Below are 17,319 nucleotides of genomic sequence, written 5' to 3'. Positions count from 1 at the left end.
CCAATGCTGCAAAACGTCAGAAAGTTCTTGCCAGGGCGCCGTCCACACGTGACCCAATGCCGACGTAGGGCAGTAAAGCACTGAAGTCGGCCCGAAGCGCTCATCACCCTTCCGGCACGCCAGCGAGGCGCCAGCCTTCACACAAGCGCTGCAGCCCGGCAAGGTAAATTGGATTGTCGCTTTGTTGAGCTGCGAGCAAGCGACGAATGGTGAAACCTGAGTTGAGCGCAAGTCCCGTTCTCGCAGCAGTTCGCGCCTCATCGAGCGCGCCGGTCAAGGCCAAGGCAGCGGCGAGCGATATATGAGCGAGATGAAAGTTACGGTTCGCCTCGGTGCTTCGTCGCAGCCAACTGACGGCTTCGACGTCTGAACCAAGCAGCAGCTTGGCCACGCCCGCAAAACACGCCCACTGGTAGGCGAAAACGTCGCGAGGAGAGAGCCGTAAAGCTTCGAGTATATGGCCTTCGGTCTCGGTAGCGCGACCTATGTAGGATTTGGCGAAACCAAGGGCAGCATGAGCGTGGACCAAATTCGGAGCCAGCGCCAACGCATGTTCGAACTCACGGATGCCTTGGGCGGCCCGGTTCGTAAAGGTCTGGACCCAACCCCGAGCCATGTGGGCTGAGGCACTGTTCGGCCTAATCGACAATACCTTGTTCACCATCGCCTCGGCCGCCGCAAGCCGCGCGGGCCCATCATCCGTCGTAAAGCTACCTCCAACTACCGTATCAACATTTGCCAGACCAATCATTGCTTCGACGTTGCCGGGATCGAACTCCAGCGAGCGTTCGAAGAAGCCCCGCGCTTGCGTCACGCATTCAAGGCTAATCCCCTTCATCAACCAGGCCCGGCCCTGGAAGCACAAGTCCATCGCATCGGGATGCAGCGTACGCTCGGCTCGTCGCGCCTCAGCCTCGATGAGCTGGGCACCTAATGTACCGGCGAGCCTCGACACGATTTCGTCCTGCATATCGAACAGGTCGACGACAGGCTTCTCGAAGCGCTCGGCCCAAAGATGCTGGCCGCTCTCAGCATCGATCAGCTGAACATTCATCCGAAGCCGCTTGCCGCTGCGTTGCACTGAGCCTTCGAGCACGTAGCGAACGTTTAATTCGCGGCCGACTTGCCGTACATCGACTGCTCGACCCTTGTATGAGACGGCGCTGTTCCGTGCGATTACAAATGAACCACTGATGCGCGACAAGTCCGTGGTCAAACTCTCTGTTACACCATCCACGAAATAGTCCTGCTCGCGATCACCGCTCAGGTTCGCGAAGGGTAGCACGACGATGGATAGGCGCGGCGGCATGTCGCCGGTTCGCTCGACTGGGCCCACCGTTTCATTTGCAGGTCTCCGGGCTTCCTGCACCGCACCCACGAAACGGAAACCTTTGCGCGGCAATGTTTTGATTAAATGCTGTTTCTCACCCGTGTCGCCGATTGCGCTCCGGACGGCATTCAGGCGAGTCGTCAGCGCGGCATCCGAGACGATACGCCCCTCCCAGATGACGTTGATGAGATCGTCCTTGCTGACGACGCGCTCTCTGTTGCAGATCAGGTAAACAAGCAGATCGAACACTTGGGGTGTGACGACGATCACGTCCGTTCCGCGGTGCAGTTCGCGCCGGTCGGTATCCAATGCGTAATCCTCAAAGAGATAACGCAAGCTTCCATTCTCCCCCGTGATACTCGCTCATCAAAAGGGCGTCTCCCGCCGCTGGTGCAAAGAATAAGCTGCCGGTGAGGAAAATGTAAGCCACCGGTTAGGCGCGCCAGCGCATGTCTTGGCATTCTCGTCCGGGTGAAACAATCCCCCCGGAAACACCGCAATGAGCACGATCCATGGAGTCACCAAGCTGGGACAGGCAACTGCAAAGCGGCAAGTCTTCAGCCCTTTGGAAGTATATTGGGATGCCTTTCAAAAGTGGCGCAAGCGCGAGAGGCTGCGCACCGAATTGTACCGCCTGAGCGAACGGGAGTTAACGGATATTGGTCTCACCCCCGGCGACATCGACTACGTCACTTCGAATCGCTCGAGACGAGATGTCACAACAGCACGTCATTCGACAAGATGGCACGGCGCTATCGTCCTTATGCTGCTCTGCACGTGCAGCCTCGTATTCGCAAGCGAGGCCAAAGCTCAATGTACGGCGAGGGATGGTTTGCAAAACCAACTGAGGCTCAAGAAGACTTCCTCACCTATTATGCCGCAGGTTCTAGTCAGATCCGCCGTCGATGTTCCGGTGTGGAAGAAGGTTACAATAGGGACGTTTTCAAATTCGTTTGCTCTACGTAACGCGTTGCATGCAGTAGGCTGTGGTACCGGAGGCTTGGCTGGGGAAATTCTTGCTCGACCGGCGTTTACCCTCAGCGCCACGAAAGCAGACCTGGAGCTCTATACGGTATCGGCGGCCGAACTCGGCTTTCAGACCCAGACTGCGTCGCTGGGGCAAATTTATGCCCGCGCGAAACAGCTAGGTTTTGGTCTTGCGGCAGCGGAGATCGCTCCGCACCTGAGGCTTCAATACCTTGATCAGCCGATCGGTGAATTTCTCATTATCGGAATGGAGCCGATCAAAACATGGGAAGGCGAGCCGGTCATATTGACTGTAGGCAATGGCGGAGCGGGACTAATCCTCATCGGCCAAGATGGCCGCGCTGGCGCAGAGATTTCCGTGGCGTCCCGTTTTGTATTCCTGCGGTCCCATAGAGGTGCGCCTGTGGAGGCAGCACGCGTCCATCACTAACTTCCGAGTACCTATTATGGGTACTTCTGCTTAAGACGATACGGCCGACGTCTCATCAAGACTCTACCGAAAAGTGTGCTAGGTTTTTGAGCACGGCCAGCGAGAGTTTATTGATTATTGAAGGGAGGAAACTGCGATGAAACGTCGAGAATTGCTAAAGGCCGCCGCCGCAAGCGTGGCTGTTCTTACGACAGCCCGTCCTGCCATCGCGCAGACTTCTGGAAAAACATTTTTGGTCTGTACGGGGGCGTGGTCAGCGGGATGGGCGTGGAAGAAAATGCATCCGCTAATGGCTTCCGCCGGGCATCGATTGGTTACTCCGACCTACACGGGTCTTGGCGAGAGGGAGCACCTGACCAGCCCATCAAATGATCTTGAAACTCATATTCAGGATATTCTGGCGGTCATCAAATATGAAGACCTGAGCGAAATTGAGCTGGTTGGCCACAGCTACGGCGGCATGGTTGCAACCGGCGTTGCCGACCGGGCGCGAGAACGTATCGCGCGACTGGTTTATCTCGACGCATTTGTGCCAGCGGATGGACAATCCCTGATGGATGCAGGCCCGCCGACGGTACGGCAGCGCATGCAGGAAGCCGCAAAGGCAGGCGATGGCTGGCGGGTACCATCGAATCCCATTCCGCCTGACACATCGGAAGCAGACGTGAAATGGATTTCTGAACGCCGGGTTCCCCAATCCATCAAGTGCTTCGAGCAGCCGCTCAAAATGCGCGGTGGGAATCTGACCTTGCCGCGTAGCTATGTCTATTTCACCCGTGTGACTCCCGCGGACCCCTTTCGACCGTTCGCCGAGCGCGCGAAAAACGATCCCAGCTGGCGTTATTACGAGCTGGACGCGAGCCACTCAGCGCACGTAACCGCTCCAGATGCGCTTGCGCGGCTGCTGCAAACCATCGCGTCGCAGCCCGCATAAAGTTCGGGCGTTCGCGCCTTGCAGTGCGCTATGTCGGGAGCCGCGAACCGAGTCGCCCACTTTTCGAGGAGTGCGTTTTCGCGCGCCATTCCCTGGCGATGGCGGCTCATGGCCCATTTCTGACGTGACGAGCACGACGGACAATGTCCGCTCTCGTGGGCAAAACGGAAGTGGCGCATGCCAGACCGCGACTTCAATCGCATTCGAGCCGATGCATTGGGCTTCATCGCCGTACAATTGACCTAGAGCTGGGCTGAGGTTGTGTGATGCCCCCGCCTCTCATCGAGAACGTCTATGAAAACGCCGCCACTCGATCCACATATTGCTGACGTGCGCCAGCCGGACCAGCCCTCACTGCGTATGACGAGCAGCACATCATCACCTACATGCGCGTGCTCGATGCTGATCAACAAGGTGCCGACTGGCGGGAGGTCTCTCGGATCGTGCTGCGCATCGACCCCGAGAACGAGGCGGACCGTGCGTGGCGCGCCTTCGAAAGCCATCTCTCGCGTGCCAGATGGATGACCGAGCAAGGTTATCGCCATCTGTTGCGAAGCGGCACCTGACGCGTGTAAGCCGAAGTCAGCCGCTCGCATACAAACCCGGTTGCCGCATGCGAAGCCGAGGCGAAGCGCCATAAATTCGTTGAGTGTAGGCAACGAGGCGCATGTCGGAATTCGAGGGCAATGGATCGGAGGTCAGTTCGTGGTGGATTGTTGGGCCCAATCTCAAAGGATAATGATGCTCCTCGCGTGCTGATGTGCGACTGTGCCTAACCGCTAAAGGAGAAGCGCTTTGGCACCACCACTGAACGACCATCTCAGAAAATTATGGAAGCAGGCTGGATACGAGTGCAATTACGGCAGCGCTGCTGTAATCCCTCCACCGCCTCCAACCGTGCTACGAGCCTATTACATCTGTCCAGCCGAGTACGCGATCAGCAACATCGTATTTGCGCGGCAGAAAGTGAGCCGCTTCTCAGAGCTAAATGATCCTTTCGAGCTACTCGCATCATGGCGCGCCGGTGAGCATCCTGCCATCTTAAAACACCGAGAGCAGCAGGAGGTGGAGACTGGGCTACTTTGCTTCACCTCCGATTGGACCAATCCAGTTCTTTGGAGCCACTATGGCGCGCGGCATCGTGGCATTTGTCTTGGCTTTGACATTGACCGCTCTCTTCCGAAGGAGGTGAAGTATCAACCCAAACGCCTTGAATCCAAACTCAACCGCCCTGTTGTGGACAATGAACTGGCAGAGTTGCTTCTTTGCACAGAATTCGAGAGTTGGAATTATGAGCGCGAATGGCGAGTACCGGTGAAGCTGGCTTCGATGCATCATGAAGGTGGTTTGTGTTTCTATCGCCTCGACCATAAAATTTGCCTCGCGGAAGTCATTCTCGGACCGTTGTGCACGCTGCCATGGAAAGAAGTTCGCGATCTGGCAAGCGCGCACAATGGCGACGTAAACACCATAAAGTCACGGCTCGCGCTCAATTCTTTCGACGTCGTGCCGGACGAAGATACGGTGGTCTACAAGCCTCCTGTGCTTGCTTAATATCCATCGTAGCCACGGAAGGCCGCCCGTACCGCGGATCGAGCCGAGGCAGAAGCGTGGTCGGTCCAGCATGGAAGGCTATGGCGGCCCTGCCCAGCCGTCCCCAACGATAGGCCAATGCCTGAACGGCGGTTACGGCTGGCTGGAGATCGAATGTTGTCGGTGCAAGGTAAGGGCAAGTTTGCCGCTGGATGCTATCCGCAGGTCGCGTGATACGCCGATCTGGAAGCTCGAACCATCCTTCCGATGCCGGTCCTGCGGCACGCGCCGCTACAAGCCTCCTGTTCGCATGATCAAGTTGACCGAGCAGCGGGAGATTACGCCCTACAAGTGGGTACACCCTGACGAGGAGCGATAGCTGAGCGAAGACGGCCTCACCGTTGTCAAAGATTAAGCCTCAGTTCACTCGGTACCCTTGCCGTCCTATCGAAGTGACTGTGATGCACGACTACAACGTCGGACAACGAGGCGCTTATTGCGGGAAAGACCTGCGCCATCGTTGGCTTCCCAGCGACGTCTTCAGGACGGATTCCGTGAATTCCAATATTTAGCGGGTCGAACTCGTCTTCGGGATCGACAAGGATTGTCAGTGATTTAAATACAGCGCCCGACCGAAAGTGAACGAGCCCAATTGAGCAAATACTTCCAAGATCGGCATTCGCCGTCTCTACGTCGAGCGCAATGAAATCAGTAACCTTTGACACCCCAAACTCCCGCCTACCTCAAGCAGATCATTTCGCAACCAGAGGGCGAGAGCAAGCGTAGCTTAGACTTCTTCAGATAATTCCGAACGGATTGGCGGTTCCCGTTCTAACTCATTTCTCATCAGACATCGTAGCCGCCTCGAAGCGCTGACGCGTCGAGATCGCGAGCCGGCCCAGTCCGAAATGCTCCTGCATGCCGCGGATCAGGTCTTCATCCTCCTCCAGGCCCTGTGTACGAAGGAAATCGGCAAGCCCCGCCAGTTCGGGCAACGGTATGTCGCTGTGCTCACGGCCGCCGGCGCCGCGATATGGCGATTTGACGCCGGGCGCGGCGTTCTGCGGCCAGATGATCTCGCGATCGCCGTCCCGGGTTGCGGGGAAGCGGCCTCGTCCGAGCGCCGCCCGGATGATCCGCTGCACGGTTTCGCCCGAGCGTTGGAAGCCGTGGGCGCGGGCGATGCGGTCGATCAAAACGTCGAAATAGATCGGTCCCTCGATTTCGATCACATGGTCGATCATGTTGCGGAGATTGCCGCGGTAGGCAACGTCGTAGAAACGCTCGCGGTCGGGCGGGGCGACGGTGCTCGGGTCGGCCTTCGTGTAGGCAGCCGGCGTCGCGGCAGGGTCCGCAGCTGCCGGCGTCGGTCCGCGCGCATAGATCCTCGGCTGCTCGAGAGGTTCGCGGTCGTTCGCCGGATCAGGGGGAAGCTGTTGCGGGTTTTGCTGCTCGTGCTCGATTGCCGGGGGCGGGTTCGGCGACTGGTCGGAAGATGTAACCTCCGCCTCTCCCGGCGCATCTTCAGCGCTCGCTGCGGCCTCCTCCCTGACTATCGCCGCGTCAGTATCGATGGCCTCGTCGTCAGGGGAGGCGGCCGGAGGCCGCGATGCGCGGTCGGTTTCGAGATCGGCGGTCAGGCGCGCATGGATTTTTTCTGCTGCGGACGAGGCGTCCATCCACCACTCGGTGCTCCAGATGCGCCGGATACGCCAGCCGAGGCCGGTCAGGACCATCTCGCGCAGGCGGTCGCGATCGCGGGCCGTCGCCGAGCGATGATAGGTGGCGCCGTCGCATTCGACGCCGGCGAGATAGCGGCCGGGAAAGTCCGGATGCACGATGCCGAGATCGACGCGGAAGAACGAGACGCCGACCTGAGGATGGATTTCCCAGCCTCTGTCCTCCAGCGCCCGCATCACTGCATCTTCGAACGGCGACTCGGTCCCGCGGCCCGTCGGCGAGAAGGCCTCGGCGATGGCGCGCGCGCCATGTTCGGCGAACTCGAGGAAGTGTTTGAAGTCGACGACGCCCTTGGCGCTGGTGCGCCCGAGGTCGATCTGTTCCGGCCTGAGCGTCGCGAACACCAGAAGCTCACTGCGCGCGCGGGTGACGGCGACGTTGAGCCGGCGATGGCCGCCTTCGCTGTTGAGCGACGAGATCTGCGCGGTCACCCGTCCGGTCTTGTCGGGTCCGACGGCCACCGAGAAGATGATCACGTCGCGTTCGTCGCCCTGAACGTTCTCGATGTTCTTGACGAGAATCGGCTCGCGGGTCTGGTTTCGGTCGAAATGGGGCTCCAATGCGGGATCGCTACGTCGCGCCTGGTCGAGCATGTTCTCGATCAGCCGCTGCTGGTCGCCGTTGAAGGTGACGACGCCGATCGATTTGGTCGACGTCTTCAGGCGTCGGACAACCTCGGCTACCACGGCCTCGGCTTCCTTGCGGTTTACCTTGGCGCCGCCGCGTTCGTAGATGCCACCCTCGACGTGGACGTAACGAACCGCCGCGTCGCGGGTCACCGGCGACGGGAAGGTCATCAGCTCACCGCGGTAGTATTTCGCGTTCGAAAACGCGATCAGGCTCTCGTGGCGGCTGCGGTAGTGCCACGACAGTCGCATGCTCGGGATGTTCGAGGCGAGACATTCGTCGAGGATGCTCTGCTGGCTCTGCACTGTCGAACCGTCATCATCCTCGTCGTCGACGCCCCGCTGGCCGACGTTGGTCGGCGGAAGCTGTTCCGGATCGCCCACGACGATCACTTGGCTGCCGCGGGCGATGGCGCCGATGGCGTCCCAGACGGGGATTTGTGAAGCCTCGTCGAAGATCACGACGTCGAACGGCTTCGCCTCGGCTGGCAAGTATTGCGCGATCGAAAGCGGGCTCATCATGATGCACGGCGCGAGCTGAGTCATGACGTTCGGGATCCGCCCGAAGAGTTGGCGCAGCGGCATGTGCCGTGCCTTCTTGTTGATCTCGCGCGCCAGCGTGCCCCATTCCGGATCCTTGCCGAAATTGGTTTGGGTCGGTACCGCTGCGCCGATCCGCGCCTTGACGATCTGCCGGGCGAGGTCGCAGACCTTCTTGTCGGCGGCGACGAAAGCCTCGATGGCAGCCTCGTGACTCTCGGCGAGGAAGCCGCTCAGAACCTCGTCCTCGTTGACGATGGTCTCCGCGACCCAACGCGCATAGGCGTAGTCGAACGCACCAGCGAGCTCGTCGCGCGTAACGCGACCGTCCTCGACTGCATCCACCAGCGGGGAAAGTCCGGCGGCCCGCGCCGTCTTCGCCGCCGCCCGCCATGTCGCCCATTGCGGCGCCCTGATGATGTTGGCTTTCCAGCGCGCCGCCCGTTCTTGCAGCGCATCGATCCAGCCGGGCTCCAGCCGAATGATCTCTTCCGGGCGATCGAGGCCGATGCAAGCACCGACATCCTTGGCTGCCTGATGCATAGCCGGGAAGGCCTGGTGCATGGCGTCGAACGCCCTGCGTACCTGGCCGCCGGAACGGAAGCGCGAGATGTCGTGGGCGAGGAGGCTGGCGACGTGGGCGGTTATCCGTTCCGGTGGCACGTCGTCGACCTGGAAGGCGTCGACCACGGTTTGCAGATTGTGAGCCCATTTGATCAGGGCCGCGATGCGCACCGGGTCGCTATCCAGCCCCCGCCACAACCGTTCGATTCCGTGGAAATGCGGCCTGAGCGCTTCCATTCCCCGAATCAGATCGCATAGGTCTTGCAGGACGATGAGGTCGCGTCCGATCTCGTCGGGCACTTCGCTGGGGCAGTAGGGCTGAAGGTGGAGACGTACCTTTTTCTTGCGGCCGCTGCGCACCAGCACGTTGGATGCGCAGGCCTCGGTCCAGTCCCGCTGTAGGGCCGATAGGTCGAGCAGCGCCGCCTTGAGATCGTATTCGGCGGACAGCTCAGACGCCTTGTCACGGATGCGACCGACCACGTCGGCTAGGGCAGTCAGCGCTCGGATACGATGAGGGGCGTCCTCGTCGAGGAGCAGGACGCCATCGGCGGCGTCCGGATGCAGCATCAGCGCGACGAGCTTGAGGAGCTGCGGCAACGAGCTGTCGTCGGCGACTTCGTTCAGTCCAAGGGAGGTGACGAGCGCGTCCGCCGACTCGCGCATTTGCTGCAGCGTAGCCTGCAGCCGATCGACCGCCTGCTGCAGGGCTTGCGCCCAGGCAGGATTCCAGCGGGTTTGCTCGATACCCTGCAACGGGTGGACCGACGGGTCGCCGACCGCCTCCAATGCGGTGCGGATGTCCGCGCAACTCTCCCGCATCCGGGCAAGCTGGTCCGGCGAATGCACCGTTCCGACCGCCCAAGTCAGCTGAATGTCGGCGAGGCGGTTGCGATCCGCGACCACGCGTCCGAAGGCCTCGTAGGCCGTCATGCCATTCGCGCGCCTGCGGTGCAGGGCCGAGACCAGCCTGTTCAACTGATCGCGCCTCTTCTTTAGCTCGCCGGCGGCCGTCGACCAGTGCTCTTCGGTGACCAGATTGCGCTCGCGCCAGGCGGTCGCGAGTTGCTCCAGCACGCTCGACTTCTGGGCCTTGGTCGAGTGCACCTCAAGACAGTAGTTGCCTAGTCCGATGGCCTGCATGCGCTGCCTTACGACTTCGAGCGCGGCGGTCTTCTGCGAGACGAACAGCACGGTCTTCTGGTGTGCAAGGCAGTTCGTTATGGCGTTTGCGATCGTCTGGCTCTTCCCGGTGCCGGGCGGGCCGAACAGCACGTAGTCCGCGCCGCGCTGGGCGGCGACGACCGCAGCGATCTGCGAGGAATCGGCCGAGAGCGGCGCGAACAGTTCGACCGGGTCGACGATCTCGTCGATGGTCCGCGCGTCGATGAAGCCCGCCCCGGAGCCCTCGTAGGTGTGGGTCGGGGTATCGATCAGGTGGCGAACGACCGGATTGCGCTTGAGCAGGTCGGAGCGGTCGACAAGGTCCTTCCACATCAGGTACTTGGTGAAGGAAAGCGTCGCGAGCTTGACCTGCTCCGTCACCTCCCAGCCCTTGATGCTCTTGATGTGGCGTCGGACGGTCTTCCAGATCCCAGCGACGTCGATGCCGGTGGCGTCCTGCTGCAGTTCGCCGTCGAATTCCGGCATCGACAGATCGAAGTCCTGCTTCAGCATCTGCAGGAGAGTCGGATTGAAGCGCGCTTCATCCTCGTGCAGCGCGAGACGGAAGCCCGAGCGCATGCTTTTGCGTTCGAGTTGTACGGGTATCAGGATCAACGGCGCTCGGTATGGCCCGGCACCGTCCTGCGGCGTCCATTTCAGGAAGCCGAGGCATAGATAAAGGATATTTGCGCCGCCCTCTTCGAACGCGAGCCGCGAAGCCCGGTAGAGATCGGTGAGCCGGCCATCAAGTTCGGCGTCGGCGACGTTGGTGTGCAGGTCGCCCCGCTTCATCGCGTCGAGGATAAAATCCTTGCGCGCCTCCTCGTCCTGACGGTCGGCGAGCAGCGTCGTGTCGCGTCCGTCGCTGCCGTCGAGCACGGTGGTTTTGCCGAGCAGCTTGAAGCGGTCGCCGTCGGAAAGCCTATCCTCGAGCATCGCAGGATCGGGGCACTCGATCGCGATGGTCGATTTGGAGTCCTTGAAGTTGAGCAGCCGGTTCTTCAGCGAGAGATCGAGAAGGTTGCGCTTCCAGATTTCGAGCCTGTCGAGGTTCTTCTCGACTACCGGTTCGCGACGCTTGTCGAGCTCCTCTTCGAAATGCGGAACTTCGCCGACTTCCTGGGCGGCCGCTGTGGCGGTGACGGGTCGGATCGCCGGCTCCGCCGAGCCCGAGAGGTCGAGCGGACGTATCTTGGCGCTACGCGCGCGGCGCACGTCGATGGCGAGCTCGAACGGCGAGGCGGCGTCCTCGGCAATCAGTTTCTTGGCTGCTTCGACCGCCTGCTTGAAGCGCGCCGGGTGCGCGCCTGTGAGCAGCGTGGTCTCGACCACGACCATTTCCTCTAGCTGCACGCGCTTGCGCAACATTTGAGGGTCGTCGATGACGAGACCGGAGAAATCCTCGTCGACCAGCCAAATGCCGACAAATGCATGGCCTTCGGTCAGGGCAAGAACCGGATTGAGGCCCGCCTGCTCGAGGCACGAGGCGTAGAGCAGCGTAAGATCGAGGCAGGTACCGACCTTACGCGAGAGGATGTCGCTCGGTCCGCGGACCATCTGCCCGGAGCGCTCGAAGCTCTTCGGCGGGAGGACGTAGGCGATCGAATGGGCCACCAGCGCGGCCCAGATCGCGTCGGCGATCTCCCAGGCGCGGGCCTTGGTGCGCTTGCGGTAACCGTCCATGGCCTCGTCGCGACCGGCGGCGGCAAGTTTGTCGGAAGCTTCGCGCAGGATGACGTCGATGCTGGGATCGGTCGGCCTGACGAAGGCTGCCAGCAATTCCGGCGCTGAATTGACGCCGCCCCAGTGCGAGGGCGGCAGCAAGTTGATCTCGACGGCTTGCTCGGCCAGCACGGTTCCGGCAGCTTCGACCCGAATGCGAAGTTCGCCGCGCCGCGAGGCGTTGATTCCGGCAAGAAAGGCGGGATCAAGCTTCAGCTCGAGGCTGCGAATGTGGTGGACCGCTTGATCCGCGATGCGCTCGATGCGCCAAACCCCCGGCGTGAGAAATGGCGGCTCCGATGTGAGATGGATCGAAATTCCCGTTACGTCGCTGCCTAGGGCGTTTTCGACCGCGAGATCCCTGATGATCGGTACAGCATTCTGATAGAAGGCGACGTTGACGCTGTCCGCAACGGTACAAGAGACTTTTATCCCTGCAACCGCATGATCCGATTGATCTCGATCCAACATACTCTGCCCCCAATAGAACATGCGGCATATACCGTTAGGTCGGCTCGGGCGCACTACAAGGCGTGCATCTCTGGCGACCGTACAATTACGGGGTTGCCCAGTAACTTCTGCCGATTTCTTCTCGGACTGTTATTCGCTTGGCGCGACTATAGGGTGGTTTGCTCTCGTATTTCGAGCATATTCGGAAGCTTATGTTTCGGAAATTCGGCTAGTGGCGCAGCAGTACACATGCGATTAGAGCGGCGGACGGGGCTTGTTGCGGGACCCAGTCTACTCGTCATTCTCATGACGCGAACAAGGACAGATATCGGCCGGTCACCCGGCTTTTCGTTCGGCATCGACCGAGTTCTCCAACAGCGGCGGATCGAGGCTCGGAATCGCCGGCATCGCCTTTCCGGCAATAGCCTGCAGATCTCCGACCATGCCAACCGTCGATTCTATAACCGCGACGATCTGCGTCTCGCGCTTGGCCCATTGCCGACCCATGAATTTGCGCTCCTTATCCAGATCCTCGCGCATGTCGTTGAACTTCTCGATAACGGCATCCACCCGCTGCCGGAACTTCGTGCCGGTTAGGTAGTCGTAGACCTGCTCCATTTTGGTTTGCTGACCTTGCTGCACCAGGCGCGAGCTGTTGACTTCGATGAGTGTTTGACGGAGCGCAACTGCAACCGGCAGGGCGCAGCGCGGGTGGGCGATCCAAACCCCGTCGACAAGGTCGAATTGTTCGACGTGTTTTGGTAACGCCTGCGAGACGATCAGCGCGATATCGGCCCCACAGCGGCGCTGGTCATCGCGAAGCTTGGCAAGCCAGCCATCGCTCCATGCCTTGGTGCGCTTGGATTCCCAGAGGATGATCCCGGCGGCGTTGCCGATGGAGCCGTTGACCTGTTGGACGACGTCAGCGCCCAGCTCGCCCTTGCCGACGGGCTCAATGAGATCCGTCGGAAAGCGTCCGCGAAGGAGTTGCTCGAGTTCAAGCTCAAGCACCTCGCCCTGCGACTGCTGCGACCCCTGTTCGGCCTTACGCTTCAGCTCCTCAATGGTACGAGCCATTGAATCAATTGTCTGGTCCTTTTCCAACACTCGAAGCCGGGCCCCCTCGTCAGCTTCCTGCTTGGCCTTGGCGCGTATCTCTTCGATGGAGGCCTGCACCCGCTTCTCGATCGTGAGGTCGAGCTCGCGCTTTTCCTCGTCGAGCGCCCGTTGCTTGCGCATCAACTCAGCCTGGGCCTGCTGTGCCTCGGCAAGCTTGGCATTGTTAGCGTCCAATGTTCTGCGGAGCTCTGCAGTTTCGGCCGCTTTGGCCTGTAGCTCCGCGGCGGTCGCCTCGCGAGCCTTCTTCGCTTCGGCGCTGGCTATTTGGCTGCGCTCGGCCACAAGTCGTTCAGCAACTCTATCTTCAATTTGCTCACGTGCCTCGGCGAGCTGCTCGCGCTCCCGCCGCACCGCGTCTAATTTCTGAGAAACCTCCGCATCCTTCTTGGCGAGTTGCTGCTGGAAATGGCGACGAGTTTCCTCGATAAGGGGCGCCGCAAGCGACTCAGTCAGCCGAATCTCATGGTTGCAATTCGGACAATGAAGTGTCGGTTCATTCGCGGGTTCCGCGGCGGTTGCTTTAAAGTTCATTATTTCTCTCGTATTCAGCGATCCATGGAGCCGGTTTGTACTTTTATCCCGCGAACATCGCCGCTTCCCCGATGTAATCCGATTTCTGTTTCTTGGTCGAATGCCGCATCCATACGAACCAGCTTTTCCACCGAGAATTCCGAATGTTACACGCGCTTCGCGACCGTCTCAGCGTGCGCGAGCAAATTCAGCCGCTGCAAATCGTCCGCCCGCAACCAGGAGCCCTCAAGTAGCTCGTGGCTATGAACAACCACGGCAAGACACTGCGCACGGCTGATGGCGACGTTGAAACGATTACGGTTGAACAAAAACTCCGTCCCGCGAGGCGCGTCTTCACCCCGGGATGTCGTCATGGAAAGGATCGCGACCGCCGCCTGTTGGCCCTGAAACTTGTCCACCGTGCCAATTTTCGTGCCGGTCGGCAGGCGCTGTTTCAACAGATTGACCTGCATGTTGTAGGGCGCGACGACAAGAATGTCGCCGAGCGTCAAGGGGGTTGTCGACGTCGTGCTTCTCTGGACGCGATGGATCAGCAGATCCTCGATCAGCTTCGCAATCGCCTCGACTTCTTGCAATGACGATTGGGTGCATCCTTCGTGCTTCACACCGAGGAACGTGATGCCAGCCGGCTGTAGTGCGCGATGGGCACCAGGAGCGAGGACAAGCTTGCGGGCAGCTGCATCGCGGTGAGCGGTGAGGCGGCCGTCATAGATCGCTTCCGATATGAAGCTGCAGAGCGCGGGATGGAGCCGGCGGCTCTCGTTGGCCCGCCTGCGCCTGGCCGCATCGTTCGTCGGACCCGGCAATTGCTGGCGCGCTTACCGCGGGAGCGCGGTGATGGCCGGCGTCTCCGCAGCGACTTGGGGCATCGCGGGATTGGCGACCTTCGGCGTGATCGCGCGCCCATGGAATCTACCGGAGTTCATCTGGGCGGCGGCGGGGGCGGCGCTCCTGGTGCTCCTCGACCTACTGCCATGGCCCGATGCGCTGGCGGCCGCCGCCAAGGGGATGGACGTCTACTTCTTCCTGATCGGCATGATGCTGCTGGCCGAGCTGGCGCGCAAAGAAGGCCTGTTCGACTGGCTGGCGGCGCAAGCCGTGCGTTGGTCGAACGGCTCGGCGAAGCGGCTGTTCCTGATCGTCTACGTCGTCGGCATGGCTGTGACGGTTCTGCTGTCGAATGATGCCACGGCAGTCGTGCTGACACCGGCCGTCTATGCGGCGACGCGTGCCGCCAAAGTCGAACCGCCGCCGTACCTGTTTGTCTGCGCCTTCATCGCCAACGCGGCAAGCTTCGTGCTGCCGATTTCCAACCCCGCCAACCTGGTGGTGTTCGGCGCTCAGATGCCGCCGCTATCCGAGTGGCTACGCTACTTCGCGCTGCCGTCCGTCGCCGCGATCGTCGCGACCTACATTACGTTGCGGCTGACGCAGCGCCGCAGCCTCGATGCGGCTGTTGCCGTCATCGAACAGATTCCGCCGCTAACGGTTGGCGGCAAACTCGCGGCGGCCGGCATCGCCCTGACTGCCGTCGTGCTGCTCGGCGCGTCGGCGCTCGGCCGCGATCTCGGACTACCGACGTTCGTCGCCAGCGCCGCCGTGACCGTCATCGTGCTGCTGATTGGCCGGCAGTCGCCCATGTCGATCCTGAAAGACGTGTCCTGGTCGGTGCTGCCGCTGGTGGCGGGGCTGTTCATCCTGGTCGAAGGGCTGAACGAGACCGGCGTGCTGCCGTCGCTGGCTGGAACCCTGAAAGACGCCGCGATGGCTTCGCCGCAGACCACATCGTGGATCGCCGGCATTGGCGTCGCCGTCGCATCGAACCTCGTCAACAACCTTCCGATGGGGCTGGTTGCTGCGACCACCAGCCAAGCCGCGCAGGTGCCGGCGCAAGTCACCGGCGCGATCCTGATCGGGGTCGATCTCGGACCAAACCTCTCCGTCACCGGCTCGCTCGCCACCATCCTGTGGCTGATCGCGCTGCGCCGCGAGGGAGAGCATGTCGCGGCTTGGCAATTCCTCAAGCTCGGCCTGATCGTCATGCCGCCGGCGCTGCTGCTGGCGTTGCTCGCTCTTTCCGCGGTGTCGTCGTGAACGCCCGCGTCACCCGCCAAATCCGTTCGCGCCCATTCCGGGGCGATCACCCAGAGGAGACCACGATGAGCAACGACGACACCACAAATCCAAATCACACCGGCGTATCGCGCCGCGCCACCCTGACTCTTGCGGCCGGCGTCGCCGCGCTCGGCGTCGCACTCGGCATGCGCTCCAACGCCTACGCCCAGGAAAAGGGCGAAGGCAAAATGGAAGGAAAGGGCGAAGGCAAGGGTGAAGGAAAGGCCGAGGGGAAAGGCGAAGGCAAGGGAGAGGGCAAGGGGGAAGGCAAGGAAGCCCGCCGGGAAGGCAAGGCCGGCCGCATCAGGGTCGACATCGACAGCGAAGGTGGAACGACCGTGGACGTCAAATGCGCGGAAGATGAGCCGATGCGCGCCTGCGCCGACCTGACCAAGGAGATCGTCGACAAGATCCGGACTGTCCCGGTCAAGCAATAGTCCGTCTTGCGCGGGGCCATCCCGCATTCCGTCAGGAGGCGACATCATGGCCTACGGCGATTTGGTTTCCCGCGTCAATTTCGACATGGGGCGTAACAGTCCGTTTTCCTACGCCTGTCATGCCTGCAATCGGTGTTGCCGCAACAAGGCGATCCGCGTCAGCCCTTACGAAATCCTGCGTCTTGCGCGGTATCTCGGCATCTCGACGACGCAGTTTATCGAAAACCATACGGAAGCTGGCGGTACCGTCCTGCAGACGAAGGAAAATGGCGATTGCGGCTTCCTCGGGGAGCGCGGTTGCAGTGTACACCCGGATCGGCCGCTTGCCTGCCGTATTTATCCATTGGCGCGATGGGTCTCGCCGGATGGAGAGGAATCGTTCGGCCTATCTGATGCCGCATCCCAACACCGCAGGGCTCTATGGTACTTCGGAGACGGTGCAGGACTATCTCGATCACCAGCAACTTGGGCCATTCTTTGAGATGAGCGAGCGATACGGCAAGCTGTATCAAACGATGGTCGACATGCTTGAAAAGCTTGATCCCGAAGAACTCGATCGGCGGCCAGAACGGCGTGCAGCAATCGACGAGCTTCCGGCAGGGACACTGGCATCGATGTGGGTGGATATTGATCTAACAATTGCTGGTGCAAACACGAGCAGCCGTGACCAACATGTCAGTGTCGAAGAAGCGATCAGTATTCACATCCAGAGCATCGAAGCTTGGATCCGAAATGCTGCTTCCAATCTGTAGCTGACATGGTCCGTAATCGTGATCGGCATCGCCGGTGGACTGCGAGCCGCGGCTTCCACGCTGACTCATGTCCGTTGTTGGCACCTTTGAGACATGGCGACCGGCCCTCACGATGTCCGTTTCCAGGGGAAGACCGGAAGTAGTCGGCCGACGACCAAAATGACGCGATTGACCCCAATGCGACATTCCCATGAGCGACTAACGACTTGTGTGTTGCCGTCCAAAACAACGCCCTTGAATGAACCAGCAGCAGACCTATTCATTCGCCATTGTTATCCGATGTGTAGGCGCTATCGTCCGTAAGCGGCGAAGCCGCGACATTCACCCATTAATGCAAATATGGGA

General features: G+C 60.7%; 11 protein-coding genes and 3 pseudogenes. 9 read left to right on the top strand and 5 right to left on the bottom strand.

Annotated features, from left to right (window positions below; translation table 11 throughout):
• Nucleotides 1-103: 103 nt before the first annotated feature.
• Nucleotides 104-1,666 carry a winged helix-turn-helix domain-containing protein gene (locus CQ13_RS23960; protein WP_057845296.1) on the bottom strand — a complete coding sequence of 521 codons (1,563 nt, stop codon included), beginning with the start codon at nt 1,664-1,666 and terminating at the stop codon, nt 104-106.
• Between the two features lie 163 nt (nt 1,667-1,829).
• On the opposite strand from CQ13_RS23960, the gene CQ13_RS23955 reads away from it, so the two are divergent.
• The 5 genes and pseudogenes from CQ13_RS23955 to CQ13_RS45835 all read left to right on the top strand — a co-directional run.
• Nucleotides 1,830-2,747 carry a DUF1127 domain-containing protein gene (locus CQ13_RS23955; RefSeq protein ID WP_082637610.1) on the top strand — a complete coding sequence of 306 codons (918 nt, stop codon included), beginning with the start codon at nt 1,830-1,832 and terminating at the stop codon, nt 2,745-2,747.
• A 136-nt stretch (nt 2,748-2,883) separates the two neighbouring features.
• Nucleotides 2,884-3,681, top strand: coding sequence for an alpha/beta fold hydrolase (locus CQ13_RS23950; protein ID WP_082637609.1), 798 nt, complete (start codon nt 2,884-2,886; stop codon nt 3,679-3,681).
• Nucleotides 3,682-3,975: 294 nt separating this feature from the next.
• Nucleotides 3,976-4,247 (top strand): annotated as a pseudogene (locus tag CQ13_RS23945) (DNA -binding domain-containing protein).
• A 229-nt stretch (nt 4,248-4,476) separates the two neighbouring features.
• Entirely contained in the window at nt 4,477-5,235 is a 759-nt protein-coding gene (locus tag CQ13_RS43300) for a DUF2971 domain-containing protein (RefSeq protein WP_156433841.1), read from the top strand.
• Between the two features lie 15 nt (nt 5,236-5,250).
• Nucleotides 5,251-5,593 (top strand): annotated as a pseudogene (locus tag CQ13_RS45835) (hypothetical protein); the annotation flags it as partial.
• A 25-nt stretch (nt 5,594-5,618) separates the two neighbouring features.
• Here the strand turns inward: CQ13_RS45835 and CQ13_RS47215 are convergent.
• The 4 genes from CQ13_RS47215 to CQ13_RS23920 form a co-directional block, all read right to left on the bottom strand.
• Nucleotides 5,619-5,939 carry an exonuclease domain-containing protein gene (locus CQ13_RS47215; protein ID WP_057845294.1) on the bottom strand — a complete coding sequence of 107 codons (321 nt, stop codon included), beginning with the start codon at nt 5,937-5,939 and terminating at the stop codon, nt 5,619-5,621.
• Between the two features lie 111 nt (nt 5,940-6,050).
• Nucleotides 6,051-12,041 carry an anti-phage protein ProA gene (gene proA / locus CQ13_RS23930; protein WP_057845293.1) on the bottom strand — a complete coding sequence of 1,997 codons (5,991 nt, stop codon included), beginning with the start codon at nt 12,039-12,041 and terminating at the stop codon, nt 6,051-6,053.
• A 315-nt stretch (nt 12,042-12,356) separates the two neighbouring features.
• The gene (locus CQ13_RS23925) at nt 12,357-13,670 is read right to left on the bottom strand and encodes a DUF2130 domain-containing protein (protein WP_057845292.1); all 1,314 of its coding nucleotides are present in this window, start codon (nt 13,668-13,670) and stop codon (nt 12,357-12,359) included.
• 146 nt (nt 13,671-13,816) lie between these two features.
• Nucleotides 13,817-14,476 (bottom strand): C-terminal helicase domain-containing protein, encoded by a 660-nt coding sequence (locus CQ13_RS23920; protein ID WP_082637608.1) that lies wholly within the window; start codon nt 14,474-14,476, stop codon nt 13,817-13,819.
• A 31-nt stretch (nt 14,477-14,507) separates the two neighbouring features.
• Between CQ13_RS23920 and CQ13_RS23915 the strand changes: the two genes are divergently transcribed.
• The 4 genes and pseudogenes from CQ13_RS23915 to CQ13_RS23900 all read left to right on the top strand — a co-directional run bounded on the left by CQ13_RS23915 (nt 14,508) and on the right by CQ13_RS23900 (nt 16,974).
• Complete coding sequence (locus CQ13_RS23915; protein WP_057845303.1) at nt 14,508-15,764, top strand: arsenic transporter; 1,257 nt, start codon at nt 14,508-14,510, stop codon at nt 15,762-15,764.
• A gap of 65 nt (nt 15,765-15,829) precedes the next feature.
• Complete coding sequence (locus CQ13_RS43295) at nt 15,830-16,222, top strand: hypothetical protein (RefSeq protein ID WP_063800133.1); 393 nt, start codon at nt 15,830-15,832, stop codon at nt 16,220-16,222.
• A 46-nt stretch (nt 16,223-16,268) separates the two neighbouring features.
• Nucleotides 16,269-16,511: pseudogene (locus CQ13_RS47210) on the top strand (YkgJ family cysteine cluster protein); the annotation flags it as partial.
• Nucleotides 16,512-16,524: 13 nt separating this feature from the next.
• The gene (locus tag CQ13_RS23900; RefSeq protein WP_245309282.1) at nt 16,525-16,974 is read left to right on the top strand and encodes a hypothetical protein; all 450 of its coding nucleotides are present in this window, start codon (nt 16,525-16,527) and stop codon (nt 16,972-16,974) included.
• Nucleotides 16,975-17,319 lie beyond the last annotated feature (345 nt).

Source organism: Bradyrhizobium retamae (assembly GCF_001440415.1).
In the GTDB taxonomy this organism is placed as follows: Bacteria; Pseudomonadota; Alphaproteobacteria; order Rhizobiales; family Xanthobacteraceae; genus Bradyrhizobium; species Bradyrhizobium retamae.
This window is presented reverse-complemented; position numbering and strand designations above follow the sequence as displayed.